This is a genomic window from Bacteroides sp. (assembly GCF_052357945.1).
Lineage (GTDB): Bacteria > Bacteroidota > Bacteroidia > Bacteroidales > Bacteroidaceae > Bacteroides.
In genome coordinates this window covers 1-17,789 of sequence record NZ_DAWCXD010000014.1, presented here as the reverse complement: position 1 = coordinate 17,789, position 17,789 = coordinate 1, and the positions used below count along the sequence as shown (strand labels likewise).

Below are 17,789 nucleotides of genomic sequence, written 5' to 3'. Positions count from 1 at the left end.
ACCAGCAATTTAAATTATTTTTCTAAGAAAATCTCGGCACGCCCCGGAGTAAATAATTCCCATAAAGAAGCAACAGTCCATCCGGGTGCGAAAATGTCATTATAATATCCTTTGCCATTCTTCCCGTAATCCCAACTGGTATGTTGAACAACTTCCGGATAGTAACCCACTTTGGCAATGCCACACATGTGTCCTTCATAAGGCAATAACTGCCGCATAGAGGTTGAAATCACTTCTGCGAAGTTCGAGAAACGGGATTCTTTATATTCGTTCGATAACCAACGAAGTACATCGGCAAATTCAAATACAAACACATCAATATGATTATTTTCTACCGAAACATTTCCCCAGCCACGTGTTTTCAAACCAATATCACCCAGCATCTGTCCGGGAGCAAAAGGAACATCCCACAAATAATACCACGATAATGCAAAATAAGCGGCTTGCTTCGTCAGATCAGCATAATGCTTATGTTCCTCCCCTTTAGTAACTAATGAAAGATAATAGGTAGCAGTTGCAGCATAAAGTGACGCTTCTTTATCTTCGCAATTCGCATCAAGAGTAGACGAGAAATAATCGGCCTTAGAAATCAGTTCTTTTTCCAAATAATCCGCAGTCCGCTTAGCACTATCCAAGTAACGTTTATCCTTAAAGTATTTATATCCCATGACTAAAGGTAATGTAGCCGAAGGAGTACTTCCTCCGCTTTTATCTACAATCGAGAAGTCATCACGGAACTTTCGTGGAAAACTACCATCAGCATTTTGCAATTGCAGAAACATGTTCAACATGTTTTTCAATCGCTGTTCCCATTCCGGATGCTTACGACCTTTTTCTTTTTCATAAGCCAGGAAATGAAAAATTGCATAAAGTCCTTCCGATTGACGACGGATACTATGAACAGGATCCTCAAAGTTCTTGTCATAATTTACCGATTCCTTGAGAAAGCCTGCTTCCGTGAAACCATTCTTCAAATAACTGTCGAATATTTGGGCGCTGTTAGCCTTCAAATCTTCCCGGTTACATTCCCAACCATATTCCCAGGCATTGAATGCATTCAGAAGAACACGCCCTATAAAACCGACTTCCGCCTGCCCATTACTTGTACACGCATCTGTTCTAAGATGTATACCCGAATTATATACCAACGGATATTTATCAACAAAACTACTTACAAAAAATTGGCTAAGAGTCTGCTTCATATATTCAATTGAATAGGGAGTATCTACAGGTTTAGGCAAATATGTATCATAACAATATTCCCAAGTATGGCGCACAAAATCAGAGTAATCCTTAGCTTCACCTTCAGTAATTTGCCAAGTCAACAAAATCGTCTCTCCTTTTTTAAGATGCTGATAAGCCGTTACAGCCGGAGCTAATGTCAATTTACGGATATAACTTTTAGGAGCCTCCCGATAAGGAAAGCCGAAAGAAAGAGTAGCAACCCCGTCCTTATTTTCAAATCCGGTATATCCCAAAGACGTTTTATCCGAGAGAATAATCTCACCTTCACGATGGGTAGCCAACGTGCTATTTACAAATTTATCCAGTCTGTTGACAGTCATAAAACGTTGTTTCTTCTCACAGAAAATCCCGGTGAGAGGCGCGCTTAACCTGTCTTCACTTACAATCCAACTGTCTGAAGTATGAAATGAAGGGGCTTCCTTGGGCGAACGCAGATTACGCCGATACCAGAACCCCGGCATATAGAATAGGCAATCGTTATGACGGAAATCTGTTGCCACCTGCTGACTGTAATTAAAGTAAATATCTTCCAATGCGGTAATAGACACACTAATACGTAACCCATCATCACCATCTACTATGTTTTGAGATACAGTCAACGGCATCTTTTCCGAATTCTCCAAATAATAAGTGCCGTTATTATTTTGAGACTTCTGAAAAGTCAATAGATAACGCTTCGCGTCATTCCCTGGAACTTTCAAGAAAATAGATGCAGAAATCGATTCCGGCACATTATTAAAAGCTCTAGCAATAGTAGCACATGCTACAAAAGCCATCCCACAAAGTAAATATTTCAAACTCATATAAAACATTAATGTGAATCAGCCCGCCTGATTCTATTTGTACTAAATTGTTAAGGCAAAGTTAAAGAACATCCTCCACATTGAATAAAACAAATTGGGCTATAAATAAAAAAAATTATCCAATTTGGCAAAAATTCCCTCCAAAGCCTCAACTAGAGCTCCATACAGAAACGATTATTTTTCCATAAGGGCAGCAGCACACCACAAATAAGGTCCCTGTCCATGAAAATCACCAGTGCGACGCGGACGGTCATAATAGTACTGTTTGCTATTCTTTTTATTCGTTCCTACACAGACATTGCCCACCTGATTTTTTTCATTGAGATATGGCACTAAAGCCATCCACGCCTTTCGGGTAGCCGGAGCATAAGCTTCTGCATCTAACCATCCATTTTGAACACCCTTAATAAAGGCAAAAGTGAACATTGCTGAACCAGAAGTTTCAGTCCAACAATCAGACTTGTCAATCAATTGATTCCAAAGTCCTTCCGGATTCTGATACTTTTTAAGGCTCTCCATCATTTTGAGATAGCCTTCCATAATGCGTGCACGATCTTTATGTTTTTTAGGCAGGCACTGAAGCAACTCCGCCATACCGGCAGCCATCCAGCCATTTCCACGCCCCCAATAATAAGGCACATCCGGGGCATGATAGAAAAGGCCATTCGGACGTTGTAACTCATCCAAGTACATCACCATCTCCTTAGCAGCACGGTCAATATATTTCTTATCCTTCGTTACTTTATAGGCACGTGTCTGTACAATGGTAATCATATACATATCATCAATCCATAAACGTGTTTGCCAAGAATAACCCTTTTCTGCCCATTCCTTTTCATGCGGTTTCGCATTTCTCGGAAGCTCCCACTGCGAATCGGCATAAGGCAAACCTAAATAACGATATTTCAGATCCTTCGTCACCAAATAGAATTCGAGAGGAAGACTACCGAACATATTCAAATCAACATGGTTCATAATAGGTTGTAAAATCTTCTCTTCGGTAAACAAGAAATCAAACTTTTCTTGTAAACGTTGAATAAGCTCTTTGTCTTTCGCTCCATCAGCATATCGCAAGGCGCCACTCCAGTAGAAGGTTTCCGGATAGCCAATCCATTTACCAACATGAAGCGCATGTTTTTCTGTTAAAAAGCGATATGCTATTCGTTTGCCTATCTCTTTTGGGGTATATCCTTCAGGAAAATCTTTCAACATATCGGTTTGAGCAAATAACAACTGGAAAGGGATAAAAAACAATAATATTAATACCTTCTTATACATAAAACTTAATCTTAAATTTATTCGACAATATATTTAATTAATCTTTGTTTTTGATACTTTCAATTACAACAAAGTTATTTCACCTCTAATTTTTCTACAGCATCACATACAGCCACCGCTACTTTTGAATCGGCACAACCATAATAGAGATATAATTTCTTTTTGTGATAAACGAGCCCTTCTATAAACACAGTTCCATCTTTATACTGTCCACTCTTCTCAAAAGGAGCTTCCGGCACAAAGAAAGGCTTATCCAAACGATCTAAGACCCTACAAGGATCGTCGTTATCAAACAATAGCTGCCCTGCACAATATGCACCGGCTGGATAATCTGTATCTCTATCATTTCCGGCATTCTTTCCATTATACAGAAGCACAATACCATTCTTTGTACGAATCGCTGGAGGGCCACATTCTGTCATTTGACAATCAAAATGCCCCTTACGTGGCTGAACTAGCTTCTTCAATTCATTCCTTTCATTCAATACCGGATACCAATCTATCAAATTATCAGAAGTAGCCGCGTAAACAGCATACTCACCCCAATACATAAAATACTTACCATCCACTTTATCAATCACCAGTTTACTTCCTACCAGTTTTGTCAGTACAGAAGCCGATTTACAAAATAGATTAGCAAAACGCCCATTGTATGCCTTTCCGAAAGCAAGTCCGTGTTTCGTCCACTTTTTCAAATCTCTGGAGGTAGCTACAGCAAGACGAGCTTTCTTACGATTCCAAGCAGTATAAAGCATTACATAAAGCCCATCTTCAGTCACTGCAACCCGAGGATCTTCACAACCACCTGGATTTTCAATATCAGCAAATTCATCATCAGCCGGAAAAAGTACAGGAGCATCAAGTCTTGTCATCGTAACTCCATCCTTGCTTTCAGCATAACCAATGCGTGATGTCCTTTTTCCAATGCCCTGTACCGAACTATCCTCTGCCCGATAAAGAACAATAATTTTTCCATTTTTCACTGTGGCTGCAGGATTAAAAGTATCGCTTTCTTCCCATCTTATCTGTTGCTTCTGCATTGGACAATAAAATTCGGTCGGCTGCGGAGAAATAACAGGATTAACTTCACTAGGACGTAAGAATGGACCTATTGCCCATTCTTTTGTCTGTTCTTCATCAGCGATAACAGAAGTGTCTAGCAAAGGGGGAGTTATAAATCCATATGCCGACAATATGCCAATTATGAGTCTATATTTCATTTTATCTAAGTTTATATTCTTGTCTACTTATATTCCAGCCTTTCAGTGCCAACACAGCTCCATCTTTCAATTTTCCTTTTGCAGTTTCAATGGTTACTGCTTTCTTTTCACCCGGCATCAGGGAGAAGAAATTATCTGTATAGAATGACGGACGTATCGGAGTCATCTTTGAATTCAGGAATTGCAGCTGATTAAAGAATGCAATCTGCCCGGAGGTATTTCTCAAAGTAATATCTACAAAGTAATTGTTATTATCTTCTCTTACTTTATAAGTAAGTTTCACTTTTGCCTGTTTCAGTTTACTCAAATCTTCAAAACCTGAAGCAGCCGGACCTGTCAAAGTCTTGCTTCCTTCATATTTATCATTAGAGCGCCAATAGAAATTGGAAGAAACATCTTTTCCCTTTTCATCTTTCAGAATCAGTTTAATAAAGTGAACTTGAGATATGTTTTCCGGGAAACGAATAGTCAACGCATCATTCACCACTCCATCCGAAGGCAGATTAACCACTGCTGATTCTTCAAATACTTTCTTGCTGTTAATATCATAAACCTGTGCTATCACTTTATAATTCTTAAATTCACGATAATAATCATTCACTACAGATACTGTATTCTTAAGATAGTCAAACTGCGCATGTAATGGTTCTAAAGAGTTGGCAGTATGATAAAGGGATGCTGTCGGTTCCAAAGACCAGTCCCACATACGGGAAGCCACTTGAGGCATAGAGCAGTTATGATACCAGAACAGAAGTCCGGAACAGAAACGATCACCATAATCCAGCTTATTGTAGTTCCATACTTCCCAAATACTCTTCGAATTAATAGCTCCCAACAATTGCCCTTTCTGCGCAAACTCATCAATGGATGATGATTTTCCGTAGTTATTCACCAGGTCTGTATACATAGTACTCATCAGATGGAAACCATTTCCATCCAGATAATCCCATACTTCCTTATTGATAGGCCAAAGGTCTTTTTCATCCATCATTTCCCGAAGGATTTCCACAGTCGGAAGAGTAGGTGCACCGTATTCCGGATTAAATCCGTCTACACGGCTTCCTCTGGGAGAGGCCGTATTTTCATAATGCTGCATCGGATTTACCTGTTTGTAAGGACTACCATCATGCACTCCTTCACATTCGGACTGCATCTGGAATCCACGTGTACCATCCAATTTATTCAATAATTCAGGAGTATCGGTAACTTCTGTACTCTCATTAGAAGCAACATAATAAGCCAAAGATGGATGATTGCGAATACGTTTTACGGTAGACTCAACGTTACTCATATAGAGAGCCTTGTCATGTGGATGACGAGTATCACCGGTCATCCAAAACTCTTGCCATACCAACAGTCCCAATTCATCACACAACTGGAAGAAATAATCAGACTCTGCAATTCCGCCTCCCCACATTCTTAAAAGGTTGACACCGGACTGGCGGGAGTACCGCAATTCAGCATAAGTACGTTCATCTGAAGTTCTCAACATGGCTTCCGGTATCCAGTTGGTACCACGAATAAATAATCGTTTGCCGTTCACATAAAAGACACGTGATTTATCGGGAGTTTTTCTATCCGAGACAATTTCACGAATACCGAATCTTGTTTTCACAGAATCACATTCTTTGCCATCAACTGACACTGTCAGCTTCAGGTCATATAAGTTTTGTGGTCCTTTATTGACAGGCCACCACAGTTTTGGAGAGTTAATGATGAGTTGCGGGAAGTCTTCAGGAGTAAAGGTAGCTATTTTTTCTTCTCCACGCATCAGTCGGAAGGTCTTTTCAAAAGTGATATTTTCACCCACAATTTCACCCTTCACTTTGCAACTGATTACCCGGTTACTGGTCGATGGATTGATAATTTCAACAGATACAGTCTCACGTGCCTGGTCATAATCGGGTTTTCTCAGTTCAGATTTAACGAAAGGATGGCGTAATGCTACTCTGCCTGTAGCATAGAGAGAAATATTTTTCCATATACCTGTATTACGGTCACGGATACCATCCATAAAAGTGAAATCCCAACCTACAGTCATCAACATCGTAGTATTCAAACCAATGTTACCGTTTCCACCGTTATGGAACTCACCAACTGCCCCCCAAGATTTAGGCTTCGCACTTCCGGGAACATCTACCGGATAAACCTTAATAGCCAATCCATTGCTTTCCCCAATTTTCACAAAATCCGTAACATCAATATAATCCTGAATGAACATGCCGTTTATCGTGCTCAACAAGTTACCATTCACCCATACTTCTGCCCGGTAGTTGATACCATCCAACTGTAACCAGACAGTTTTTCCCTTGAATGACTGGGGGACTGTAAAATCTGTCCGAAACCAATAGGTATAAAAGTCACGTCCGGTTTCAGAAATATCCGGTATCAATTTAGATTCAATCTTATTATTGATTCCATAATAAGGCTCCGGGTATTTTTTATTATATACCAAAGAATTCAACACTGTTCCGGGTACGATAGCGGACATCCAATTGGCAGTTTCATAATTTGATAACGAGATCTTCTCGCCAGAGTCTGCTGCATCTCCGGCTTTTATCATTTTCCACTGGTAGTCGCCCTGATGACCAATTTCAGAATCAAGCCAAAGTCGATCTGATGACCTTGACAAATTCGGAGGAGTTTGCCCCATGGAAAAAGGGGAAGAAAGGAACAACAATAAAAGAATAAAAAGAAAATTTGATAACTTGTACATGTTCACTAATAGGTTTAAGATTGTTGATATTTAATTTAAATTTTATCTGGTATAAACAAACTCTGTACGCAATCCTCTATGATCGAAAATCCAAGGCGAAAGAGTAATATCCGATGTACTTGTATCTTCACCAATTATTTGACATTCTCTTACAGTCGTATTCGGTGACAAAGTATAAAGAGTTAGATCCAAACGATCTCTAGTATCTTTCATACTTGGGAAAGGAGTCCATGTATAACCAGGGTGTATCACCGGATTCGAATGAATGGTCCTGTATGCATCTCCTTTTATTCCTCCTTCCCATAACAAACGAGTCGTGGGCCACTGTACAACATAAGGGACTATACCTGCCAATTGAGCATCTACAGTCCAATCAAGCCATGATGGTTCGTTAAAATCACCTGAAAGAGAAACAAAAGGAGTAGTAGCCGAAGCTAAGTCTTCCAACAGTCTATCCACCATCGCCTGACGTGCTTCTTTATTTACTTTTATCACATAATCGACATCGGTAGTCGGAAGAAATCCTTTATATTCAATGCCATTCAACTGATAAGGTCCATAAGGATAAAAAGCACCATGACAGTTCATCACCAAGACAACAATCCCTTTACCCAGGTTGATATAAACTCCATATTTATTCGGAGTTATTCCTGAAAATGGATAACGTGATATGATACTGCATTTTCCTTGTCCATTGTTCGAATGAGTATGTATATAAAGCCCCTGTGCTTTTATTTCAGCTTCAGAAAGTTTACTACACTCCTGCGCACAAAGTACATCCACATCTATCTTGTTAAAATAGTCTATAACTGTAGAAGTCTCCTTACCCCATAAATTCTGGGTTGCAAGCTTTAGAGTCTTAGTAACAATGCGTGTTGCCCAAATAGCAGAAGTTCTCCAATCTACATCAGCTGCCATTTCAATATAATAAGCTTTTCCTCCACTAGCATTAAGCGGAAAACCTGCACACTCTTCAGCATAAGCTGAAAATAAGCTAAAAACAGTCAAGATAATCCCAAACAAAGTATTTTTCAACATTATCTTACGAATTTATTCATCCTAATAAAAACATAAGTCTATAAATAAATTATTTAATATCAACCGACTTTATTTATAGATACAACCATAAACCATCATATGAAAAATATTTTACTCACAAAAAAATGGAACCAATAAATTATGTTAGAACAAAATTATATCAATTAAAATACATAAATTACTACTCTAACAAAGCTGTTGTACACCACAGATAAGAGGCCTGACCGTGGTAATCGCCCGTATTACGTCCCCGAGCACAATAATATTGTATATCATTATTGGTACCCACACACCTCTCTGACTTTACCATCCGAATTAACATAAGTAAGCATAGCTAACCATGCTCTACGGGCAGCCTCTCCATATTCTTTTAGAGACAACCAACCAAATTTCACTCCTACAATAAATGCGTATGTAAACATTGCCGAACCTGACGTTTCTATCCAACAATCCGGTTTATCAATCAATTGTCGCCACATCCCTTCTTCTGTCTGATAATTCTTTAAGCTTGTCATCATAGTCTGAAAACCTTGTATAATACGCGAATAATACGGACTTGATTCCGGTAAAAGCGAAGTACTTCTGTCATGCCGGCTGCCATCCATCCGTTTCCACGTCCCCCCAAATAGGGAACATCAGGTGCATGATAGAAAAGTCCATTTGAGCATTGTAATTCCTCCAGATACATTGCCATTTCTTTTGCGGCACGTTCAACATATTTCATATCACCAGTCGCTTTATAAGCATGTATCTGTATAATTGTAATCATATACATATCATCAATCCATAAACGAGTTTGCCAACTATATCCTTTTTCTGCCCATCATCTTCTCTCTGATCATTCTCATTAAGTGGCGAATCATCACCACCGCCACAAGACAAAAAGAGAATAGTACCTAACATTAAACATACGTTTAAAAATAACCTATAGTGTGTATTTTCATATTTTTTATCTAAAAAATAAATGTTACAAACGTCTTCATTTTTAATGTCTAAAACGCAAGCTATCACAAATCCATTCTGAATCAAATCAAAATTTACGATAACCTGCGTTTCAGTTTAGCAACATAGATTAATCATCAGTTAGCCATGTTTACTTTTATTAGCACTTTTACCATTGAATCTGTTGATCCTCATCAGGAATCAATGTATTCAAATCACGTTGCATAGATAACGAACCACTGACTGTATATTTCAAACGTACTCCCGGAGCAGTAGTATAATCCTCATATGCATAACGTATGTATAGGATGATATAAATATGCTTCATATAAGGTTTGGTAGCATCCATCTCTTCCCATTTTGTATAATATGCTTGAAAAGGATCTCCGTTATCATCTTCCGTGAGAATAGTAAAATTATTTCCTTGGGTTCCCGGATTGTCAGTCCAAAGATTAAGTTTCTTAGCACCGATCTGTGCTCCTTCTACATCTTCGTCAGTAAATTCTACAAAGACTTTGTATAACTTACGGTCTAAATAATCAATATCTCGATGTCCCATATAGAAGAAAATCGTATTTTCATCTACAACAAATGATCGGTGTTCGTTGATCTGCAAATTACCTTCACCGGAAGGAGCACCTTCCATCGTTATTCGCAATTGTGTTCCATCATAAGTTCCGGAGTAATCGTTGAAAGGCGTAAAACGTAACAATGCTTTTCGATAATATTTCCGCGGATTAGCCGTATAATTATATGATTCATCATCGACTATCGTTAATGGTAATACCCATTTGTCGGCTTGATCCAAAGGAGTTTGATTATCGGCCCCACCTAACTTGAAGTCGATTGGTAATACAGTTTGACATTCGCCTGCCTGAACTGTTACTGTTTCGGGAAAACTGTAGTAATCTGCAGGCATCTGTTGAAAATAGAGCTCTTCCCGCTCACCATAATGTTCATAATTCAACGTTTCTAATGTATCATTATCAACTACTACATGAACGTCTCTGTTCGAAGAATTCATTGTTGAACCGCTAATGATAATAGGTAGTTTATACTGTCTTGTTCCTTCTGAGACATAGCGTACATAAGTGGTGGTGACTCCTTGGGCATTCGGTTGTGCTTTGAAGGAAGCCATTTGATAGAATTGTTCATCTTCCCACTCATTGTTGCATGACACGCAACCTAAAGCTGTGGTTGCTACTAAAAAGATTATATATAGTTTATTCATGTTGTTTTAGTATTAAAAACAGACTAAAAAAAATTATCGACTTACTTGTTTTATTCCGGATCTGTCCACCCTACGTTCTGACTTAACTCTTTATTACGTTTTAATTCAGTGTGGCTGATCGGCCAGAACCACATCTTAGTAGTGAAGATAGAGGGCAAGGATGGCGTTTCTACTGGAGTATGGAACAATACGTATTGGTTTTCCGAACAGTAAGCATTACATCCATACACATGTTTCGGTTCTTCAAACGGAGCATCGCACCAACGGCGCAAGTCAAAATAGCGATGTGTCTCTGCAAACAATTCAATCTGACGCTCGCGTTTCAACTTGATACGAAATTTGTTTGCATCTTGATAGATGTCATTCTCATAATCAGGTATACCGGCGCGGATACGGACAGGTTGAATACCTTTTTTCATTTCATCAATGTTGCGACTGATAGTATAAGTGGTACTTTCATTCCAAGATGGGATGTTATATGTCTGGCCTGATGTCAGTTCGTTTAATGCTTCTGCATAAATCAGCAACACTTCGGCATAACGGATAGCTGGATCGACTTTGTTCGTCATGCGACTTTGATCGTATGCAGTAACCGTTGTGTTACTTATATCATCAGGATGTACGTATTTCTTAATTCCGATTCCGGTACGTGACCAGTAAGATGTTTGTTTAAAACCGTTTGGATCCCCCAAATAATACCAGATGGCAACATTTTTAACTTCATCTTGGTCTGCTTCTGCATTTAGGAAATTCCATGTACTTCCGTTGTAAGACACCGATGCATAGAAACGGGGCTCGCGTCCGGTATATTGTTTGCACACGCCTGTTCCTAATTGACCTAATTCAGGATAATTTACAAGTTCATTTTCTGCTACCAGTTCAGTAGGTCTAGACGCGTTATTATAACGAAGCGGATCGGTATATCCTTCTTGTCCTGCATACATGGAATTCATCCCAGGGCAATCGCCCCCGTCTTTCATATAGTAAGCATCGCATTGTTTTTGCGTCATGCCATGTGAGTTGTATCCTTTCCCTTCTCGGCGTGGAAGTTGGTGAAGTACCATGACATTAATACCTTCACTTCCTTGATTCTGTCCACGTGTAAAAATCAGTTCGGGGTTGCTATAAGCAGGAGCTGTTCCATTGAATACTGAACGGTACGATTCAAAGGGGTCAATGTCTTTATATCCATTAGGCCAGTTCTTCTCATCAAAATGATTAATGGGATCAGGCTGTGGCTCAAGTGTGTTTGGGTAAGCAAGGTCGGTTGAACCTGTTCTGACTCCAGTAGTATATAGCTCATAAACACCCAAGTCCATCACATCTTTTGCCGCTGCCGCCGCCAGAGCCCATTTACGTTCGTCATACGTGGAAGAGAGCAATGCTGTGCCGTCTCGATTGACCATGCCGGCTTGTACTTCTACCGGCGCTTGCCCATTAAACAGCGGACTGGCGGCATATAACAGTACGCGTGCACGAAGTGCCAATGCGGCTCCACGCGTAGGGCGTGCGATATTTTGCGAACCTCTGGTCAGTGGCAATCCTGCTGCTGCTGCCAGCTCTTGGGCAATATAATTGGCACATTCATCATAAGTATTACGAGGAATTGCTAAGTCTTCATAATCCAGCGTGTAATCTATTCCTTCGTCCGGAATAATAGGAATAGGACCGAATGTACGGAGAAGCATCCAGTAGAAATAAGACCGCAAGAAACGTGCTTGAGCCTTTAAATCGGCTATTTCTTCTGTTGTAAATTCTTGATTCATGTCAATATTGTGTAGGAAAATGGAAACTTGACGTATACCTTTGTAGGCGTTTTCCCATGTCCCTTGGCTATTGTCATCGTATCCAGATTCATCATAATTGCCATTTCTCCAATTTTCATAACCTCCATCGCCAAAAAACATGTCATCGGCAAAGTTGAAGGGCATATGCTTTTTGCTACATACTTCTTGCAGATCATCATGTCCTAAAAAATAATAACCGCGGGCTAGCCATCTATTTGAATAGTCTTTATTGCTAAAAACATCTTCTATGGTCATTCGCTCGTCAAAAAGATAGTCGGAATCCAGATAATCGGAACATCCGGAAAAACCAAATCCTAAAATTGTAACTACTGATAATGTTAGAATTATATTTTTCATATTATTTGCTGTTGTTTATAGATTAATAGATACACCTAATGAGAATGTGCGACTAAGCGGATAATCCTTCCCATCTGTACTTCCCATTTCTGGGTCCCAAAGATCAAATTTGGAAAATGTAAGCAAATTGGTTCCTACAAAGAAGAAACGCACTTTGTTTAGATGTACTTTGTTAACCAAAGCAGTCGGCAAAGTATAACCAATATCTAATGTCTTCAAACGTATGTACGAGCCATCACGCAGCCAGTATGTAGATTTCTGCTGGTTGTTAGAGTTGCCGCCGTAACTCAGACGGGGATATTCAGCATTCGGGTCTTCGTTCTCGCTTAATATCCAGCGATTACTATTAGCTAATGACGCAAATAAATTTCCGAAATCCTTACGTTGGAACATAAAGACGGATGAACCTTCTATGAAGTAGGTTGATTTTCCGGCACCTTGAAAGTGTACGTTCACATCCAGGTCTTTCCACTTGGCAGAGATACCGAAACCATAAGTTAAGTTTGGTTTCGTTGTGGCTCCGATTGCAACCCTGTCGTTGGTATCTATTTTGCCGTCACCATTAATGTCTTTGTACTTGATATCACCCGGCATTACTTCCGACCAGCTTTGTGTAGGGCTATTGCGGATGTCATCATAGTCTTTGAAAAGGCCTAAAGCCACATAGCCCATTGCCTGATTGATTCGATGTCCTACAGTTTGTTTATAACCATATATAGAGTTCTCTTCATCGTATGCAAGTACCTCATTTTTACTGTAAGTCATATTTCCGCGGAGGGTCAAATTTACATTGCCTATTTTTTGTTTCAATGCAAAATGTCCGTCAAATCCTTGTGCCTTTGTTTTACCAACATTTGCTTTTGGAGAACTTTCTACACCTACTATCCAAGGAAGATAACTGCGAGTCATGTAAATGTTATCACGAGTTTCATAGAAATAGTCGACAGAACCAGTTAATCTATCATTGAAGAATGAGAAATCGATGCCTGCATCATGTTTGGTGGCAATTTCCCATGTTACATCTGAAGAAGCGATGGACGAGTAACGCATGCCATCCCATGACATTGCTGTTGATGTATAGTCAGAGAAAATGTAACCACCGTCACTCATAGTTTCAATATCGTATAAATAGGGGAAGCGATCGTCTCCTAAATTGTCATTTCCCACTTTCCCGTAAGAATAACGAATCTTGAACATATTGATCCATTTCCCCAAGTTCTTTTTAATGAATGGTTCTTCAGCTACGTTCCATGCACCGGAGATAGCCGGGAAAAATCCCCAGCGATAGTCTTTATGGAAATTCTCCGAACCGGTATAACCAAAATTAAAATCTACAAAGTAACGATAGTTCCAATTATAATTAGCACGTCCAGCAAGTCCCTGATTACGTTTTGCCAATCCATTCTTAAGATCTGTCCCAATCCCTTGCGTATAAACCTTGGAGTTCTGGGTATATTTCAGTGTCCCACCCACATGATGTTCTTTGAACCCGCGATCATAGTGTAACTCCCATTCAAAAAATTCTTTTCTGTCTCCGTTCGAACCGGAACTCTGCGTCATTTTTTGTTCTTCTGCAATGCGCTGGTATGTAATTTCTCCGGTCTCGCGATTGCGATTGACAGCTTGCCATAGTTCAGGATGTTTTTTGCGGGTAATCCAATTGGAGTTATTGGTATCATACCCGAAACGTCCAAGAAACCTTAATCCTTTGGTGATGAAATCCAACTTTTGTTCTAAGGTTACGTTGGTCTGAATATTGTTTGTCCAACTTTCATTATATCCGGTTTGAGTAGCTAATGTCCAAGGATTATATCGTCCCCAGTTTGCATCCGAATTTTCATCTGCAGGTATTTTCCCATCTGAATAGGTAATAGGACTTGTTGTCGGATTATACCCAAACATGGCAGTCCACAAATCATCTTGTCCGGCTCCAGTATCGTTTTGTTTACGCAATGAACCGGAAACGCCTACCCTTAATAATGTTGATTTCGTAATGTCGATATCCAAATTCATACGGTATGTCCATTTACGAAAGTTGGCATTGGTGTTATATTCTTTTAAAGCTTTGTCTACTTTATACATACCTTGTTGGTCTTGGTAACTTCCAGAAACAAAGTAACGTGCTGTCTTGCCGCCACCGCTCATGTTTAACGTAGCACGTGAGCTCCAAGCTCCATCTTTCATAACCACATCCCACCAATCTACATTAGGATACATGTCTGGATCTAATCCTTTGCGAAATATCTCTAATTCTGCCGCTGAATAAAGGGGATCTTCGTTACGCGTTGTATGAGCTTCATTCGCCATGGAAGCATAGGTATAACCATCTACAAAATCAGGCACCTGTGTAAATGTGCTGTAGAACCCTTCTAATTTCACGTCTACATTGATCTTCCCCTCCTTACCACGTTTTGTATTGATCAATACTACGCCATTGGCTCCTTTACTACCATAAATAGCTGTAGCAGATGCATCTTTCAAGACAGAAAACGATTCGATATCTTCTATGTTCACTTCATTAATATCCCGTTCGAATCCGTCGACCAATACCAATGCCGCATTGCTGGCACCGAATGTAGAAATACTACGTACCCAAAATTCAGACACTGTTCCCGGACGACCGCTGGACTGCATGCCCATGACACCAGGAACAACTCCCGCCAAACCATCGGCAATAGAGGTCGAAGGTATGGTTTTCAAATCGTCTACATCGACAGTGGTTACAGCTCCAGTTACTGCAATTTTTTTCTGTGCACCTGTTCCAGTAATTACAACTTCATCAATTACGTTGGCTTCTGATTCTTTCATTGTTACGTTAACTACGCGTTGTTCTTTAATCAGAACAATTTTCTTATCATAACCAATATATGTAAAAACGAGTTTATTATAGGGAGGCATTTTAATGGTGAATTTACCATTGATGTCTGTTATGGCTCCTAGTCCGGGCATATTCTCGATAGATACATTGACCCCAATCATTGGTTCATTGTTTGTATCCATTACAGTTCCTGTCACCGTTATATTTTCCTGTGCCCATACATTAGCGACAGTAACCAGTAACAGCATACATGTGAATAAAAAATTTCTCATCATTATGTGTGTTTATTGTTACTAATTTTCTTTCTCCAAAGCCGCTTCTTCCATGTTATTATCTTCTTCATCATCGGAAATATCATCATAATCATCTTCGTCTTCCTGTGCGATTTTACGGATAATCCAATTGTTTGTATCTCCTACATAGAAACAGTTACGCTTTTCATCATATGCAATTGCTCTTGGATAGTTAAATAAGGCATCTGTACGTACTTCTCCATTTTGATAACCAGATGTCTTACCGTTTCCTCTACCCGCAAATGTACTTACTTTGCCATCCGGGGTTAATATTCGTATGCAATGGTTATCTGCATCACAGAAGTAGAAGTCATATTCGTCTCCGTCTAATCTTGTTCCGATATAATCTTTATTCTTAACAAATACTCCTTGCGACGGGGCATTGACACGAACAAAGCTTCCCATCCCATCTTGGTAACCAGGACTGTTGGCTTGCCCAACTACTGTGTATGGAGTTGTAAATGTATTGGTTACATAATTATAATCTGTTCGTAAAATGAAATCTCTTTCATTACCTATAATATAGGCATATTTCCCGGTTGGGTGTATCACTAATCTATAAGCTTCTGTTGCGTATGCTAAAGCAAAAACAAATGTCGTTTCTTGGGTGTCAAAATTGTATTTGTACATATCACCGCCTCTATATCGAGTATAATATAACTCATTAGTCTCAGGATGTACCATTGTTCCATTTACTCCACGGGCATATATTCCCAAAGGAGACTGTTCCGTGAAGTTTGAAGAACGTGTAAATAAGTAATTACCAATTTTGGAATCACTGGAATGGTTGTGAGAAAGAATCATGTCTTGATTTTCATCGATGGTCCATGTCATCACGGAAACACGGTCGAATTGATCAGCTGATGTGAAATAGTAAACATAACCTTTTTCTTTATCTGGACCATTATCCACGCTGAAATCGATTAAACGGCATCGGTTGTAATTTCCCGTGAAATAGAGCCTGTCAAAATTAGACTTGGGGTCCCAAGAGAACCATAATATATCTTTAAATGCTCCACAGTCGCCAAAAGGACCTTCCTTTTCTTCATAATCACTGCCTACATTATAATAAGTTCCTACACAAGTACTTACCAGCCATTGCCTTTTGTAGGTATATTTCTTCTCCGATTCAGCAATAGCTATTACCTCTCCATCATCATCTAGAATACTTACTTGTATGTCTCCATCAAAAGCTCCCATAGGCATCAAACAGTATACATTGTGATTGTTTACACCGATTATTGTGGCATTTTTACCTCCTAAAGAGACTTTAATCTTGGATATATCATTCCCAAAGTTATTCCCATATAAAACAAAATCTTCTCCTCCTCCTAATGATTCTGGAGTAAATCCTGCGATAGTTATGGGGGTATTCGGATCAAATACTCCTGCTACTTGGTCGTCATCTTCCTTACAGCTTGTAAAGCAAAGAGTAATCAGCATCAGCATAGCTCCCCATAAGTAGCCATGTCTACTTTTCCAATAAACTTTTTTTCTCATAAGTTAGTACTGCAAATTTGTTAATAAACTCTTGATTTTATATGATTATTCAGTTTCTTTAATTTGGAAAGGAAACACAAAACTTTCTTCTGTAGAAGAAACCTTAATTGTATTCAGACCATTTGGTTGTAATTGTAGATAGCAATTCGTAGTATTCCCAAAATCATCAATCGAAGCATTATTATCCGATTCCGCACGATAGGAGCAAGAGTATTCCCGCCAGCATATGCATCAAGCAGCATGCACTCATAGTGACACTTCATTTTTTCAATTAGTAAATATTTGTTATCCATTACATAAGATTTAAGTTGGACTCATTACAAGTCTTTGCATTATATATAATTTAAATAAAAAACATTATCCTTCAAACAACCTTCTTAACCATATAAAAAACAATCATCATTTTCTTTACCTTATTTATTTTCTTTTATTATGTGCTCACACAAAATCGAGCATAAGAATTTTATTATTTGCCCAAAAGTAGAAAAACCATTGCATTTATAGTAATAAAAACAGGCCAATTAATAAAAAAATAGTCCCAAACCATCTTTAACAACAAAT

At 39.1% G+C, this 17,789-nt stretch carries 9 protein-coding genes and 1 pseudogene; all 10 read right to left on the bottom strand.

The features are described 5' to 3' along the window. Nucleotides 1-14: 14 nt before the first annotated feature. The 10 genes and pseudogenes from ACT8YW_RS05315 to ACT8YW_RS05270 all read right to left on the bottom strand — a co-directional run bounded on the left by ACT8YW_RS05315 (nt 15) and on the right by ACT8YW_RS05270 (nt 17,228). A complete protein-coding gene (locus ACT8YW_RS05315; RefSeq protein ID WP_444104257.1) occupies nt 15-2,048 on the bottom strand; it encodes a hypothetical protein in 2,034 nt (677 codons plus the stop codon). A gap of 174 nt (nt 2,049-2,222) precedes the next feature. After that, nucleotides 2,223-3,326, bottom strand: a complete 1,104-nt coding sequence (locus ACT8YW_RS05310) for a glycoside hydrolase family 88/105 protein (RefSeq protein ID WP_444104256.1) — start codon at nt 3,324-3,326, stop codon at nt 2,223-2,225. Between the two features lie 74 nt (nt 3,327-3,400). Beyond that, nucleotides 3,401-4,546, bottom strand: coding sequence for a glycoside hydrolase family 130 protein (locus ACT8YW_RS05305; RefSeq protein WP_444104255.1), 1,146 nt, complete (start codon nt 4,544-4,546; stop codon nt 3,401-3,403). Nucleotide 4,547: 1 nt separating this feature from the next. Then, nucleotides 4,548-7,199, bottom strand: coding sequence for a glycoside hydrolase family 2 protein (locus ACT8YW_RS05300; RefSeq protein ID WP_444104278.1), 2,652 nt, complete (start codon nt 7,197-7,199; stop codon nt 4,548-4,550). A 105-nt stretch (nt 7,200-7,304) separates the two neighbouring features. Then, nucleotides 7,305-8,300, bottom strand: coding sequence for an endonuclease/exonuclease/phosphatase family protein (locus tag ACT8YW_RS05295; protein WP_444104254.1), 996 nt, complete (start codon nt 8,298-8,300; stop codon nt 7,305-7,307). Between the two features lie 181 nt (nt 8,301-8,481). After that, nucleotides 8,482-9,123 (bottom strand): annotated as a pseudogene (locus ACT8YW_RS05290) (glycoside hydrolase family 88/105 protein); the annotation flags it as partial. A gap of 288 nt (nt 9,124-9,411) precedes the next feature. Next, nucleotides 9,412-10,473 (bottom strand): DUF4973 domain-containing protein, encoded by a 1,062-nt coding sequence (locus ACT8YW_RS05285; RefSeq protein WP_444104253.1) that lies wholly within the window; start codon nt 10,471-10,473, stop codon nt 9,412-9,414. 50 nt (nt 10,474-10,523) lie between these two features. After that, nucleotides 10,524-12,617 (bottom strand): RagB/SusD family nutrient uptake outer membrane protein, encoded by a 2,094-nt coding sequence (locus ACT8YW_RS05280; RefSeq protein ID WP_444104252.1) that lies wholly within the window; start codon nt 12,615-12,617, stop codon nt 10,524-10,526. Nucleotides 12,618-12,632: 15 nt separating this feature from the next. Beyond that, on the bottom strand, nt 12,633-15,710 hold the full coding sequence (locus ACT8YW_RS05275; RefSeq protein ID WP_444104251.1) for a SusC/RagA family TonB-linked outer membrane protein: 3,078 nt from the start codon (nt 15,708-15,710) through the stop codon (nt 12,633-12,635). A gap of 18 nt (nt 15,711-15,728) precedes the next feature. Continuing rightward, nucleotides 15,729-17,228, bottom strand: a complete 1,500-nt coding sequence (locus tag ACT8YW_RS05270; protein ID WP_444104250.1) for an IPT/TIG domain-containing protein — start codon at nt 17,226-17,228, stop codon at nt 15,729-15,731. Between the last annotated feature and the right edge of the window lie 561 nt (nt 17,229-17,789).

Excerpts from the sequence above, each read along its gene's own strand:
- ACT8YW_RS05285 (WP_444104253.1), bottom strand. The coding sequence starts at position 10,473 with ATGAATAAACTATATATAATCTTTTTAGTAGCAACCACAGCTTTAGGT.
- ACT8YW_RS05270 (WP_444104250.1), bottom strand. The coding sequence starts at position 17,228 with ATGAGAAAAAAAGTTTATTGGAAAAGTAGACATGGCTACTTATGGGGA.
- ACT8YW_RS05310 (WP_444104256.1), bottom strand. The coding sequence starts at position 3,326 with ATGTATAAGAAGGTATTAATATTATTGTTTTTTATCCCTTTCCAGTTG.
- ACT8YW_RS05315 (WP_444104257.1), bottom strand. The coding sequence starts at position 2,048 with ATGAGTTTGAAATATTTACTTTGTGGGATGGCTTTTGTAGCATGTGCT.
- ACT8YW_RS05280 (WP_444104252.1), bottom strand. The coding sequence starts at position 12,617 with ATGAAAAATATAATTCTAACATTATCAGTAGTTACAATTTTAGGATTT.
- ACT8YW_RS05300 (WP_444104278.1), bottom strand. The coding sequence starts at position 7,199 with ATGGGGCAAACTCCTCCGAATTTGTCAAGGTCATCAGATCGACTTTGG.
- ACT8YW_RS05295 (WP_444104254.1), bottom strand. The coding sequence starts at position 8,300 with ATGTTGAAAAATACTTTGTTTGGGATTATCTTGACTGTTTTTAGCTTA.
- ACT8YW_RS05305 (WP_444104255.1), bottom strand. The coding sequence starts at position 4,546 with ATGAAATATAGACTCATAATTGGCATATTGTCGGCATATGGATTTATA.
- ACT8YW_RS05275 (WP_444104251.1), bottom strand. The coding sequence starts at position 15,710 with ATGATGAGAAATTTTTTATTCACATGTATGCTGTTACTGGTTACTGTC.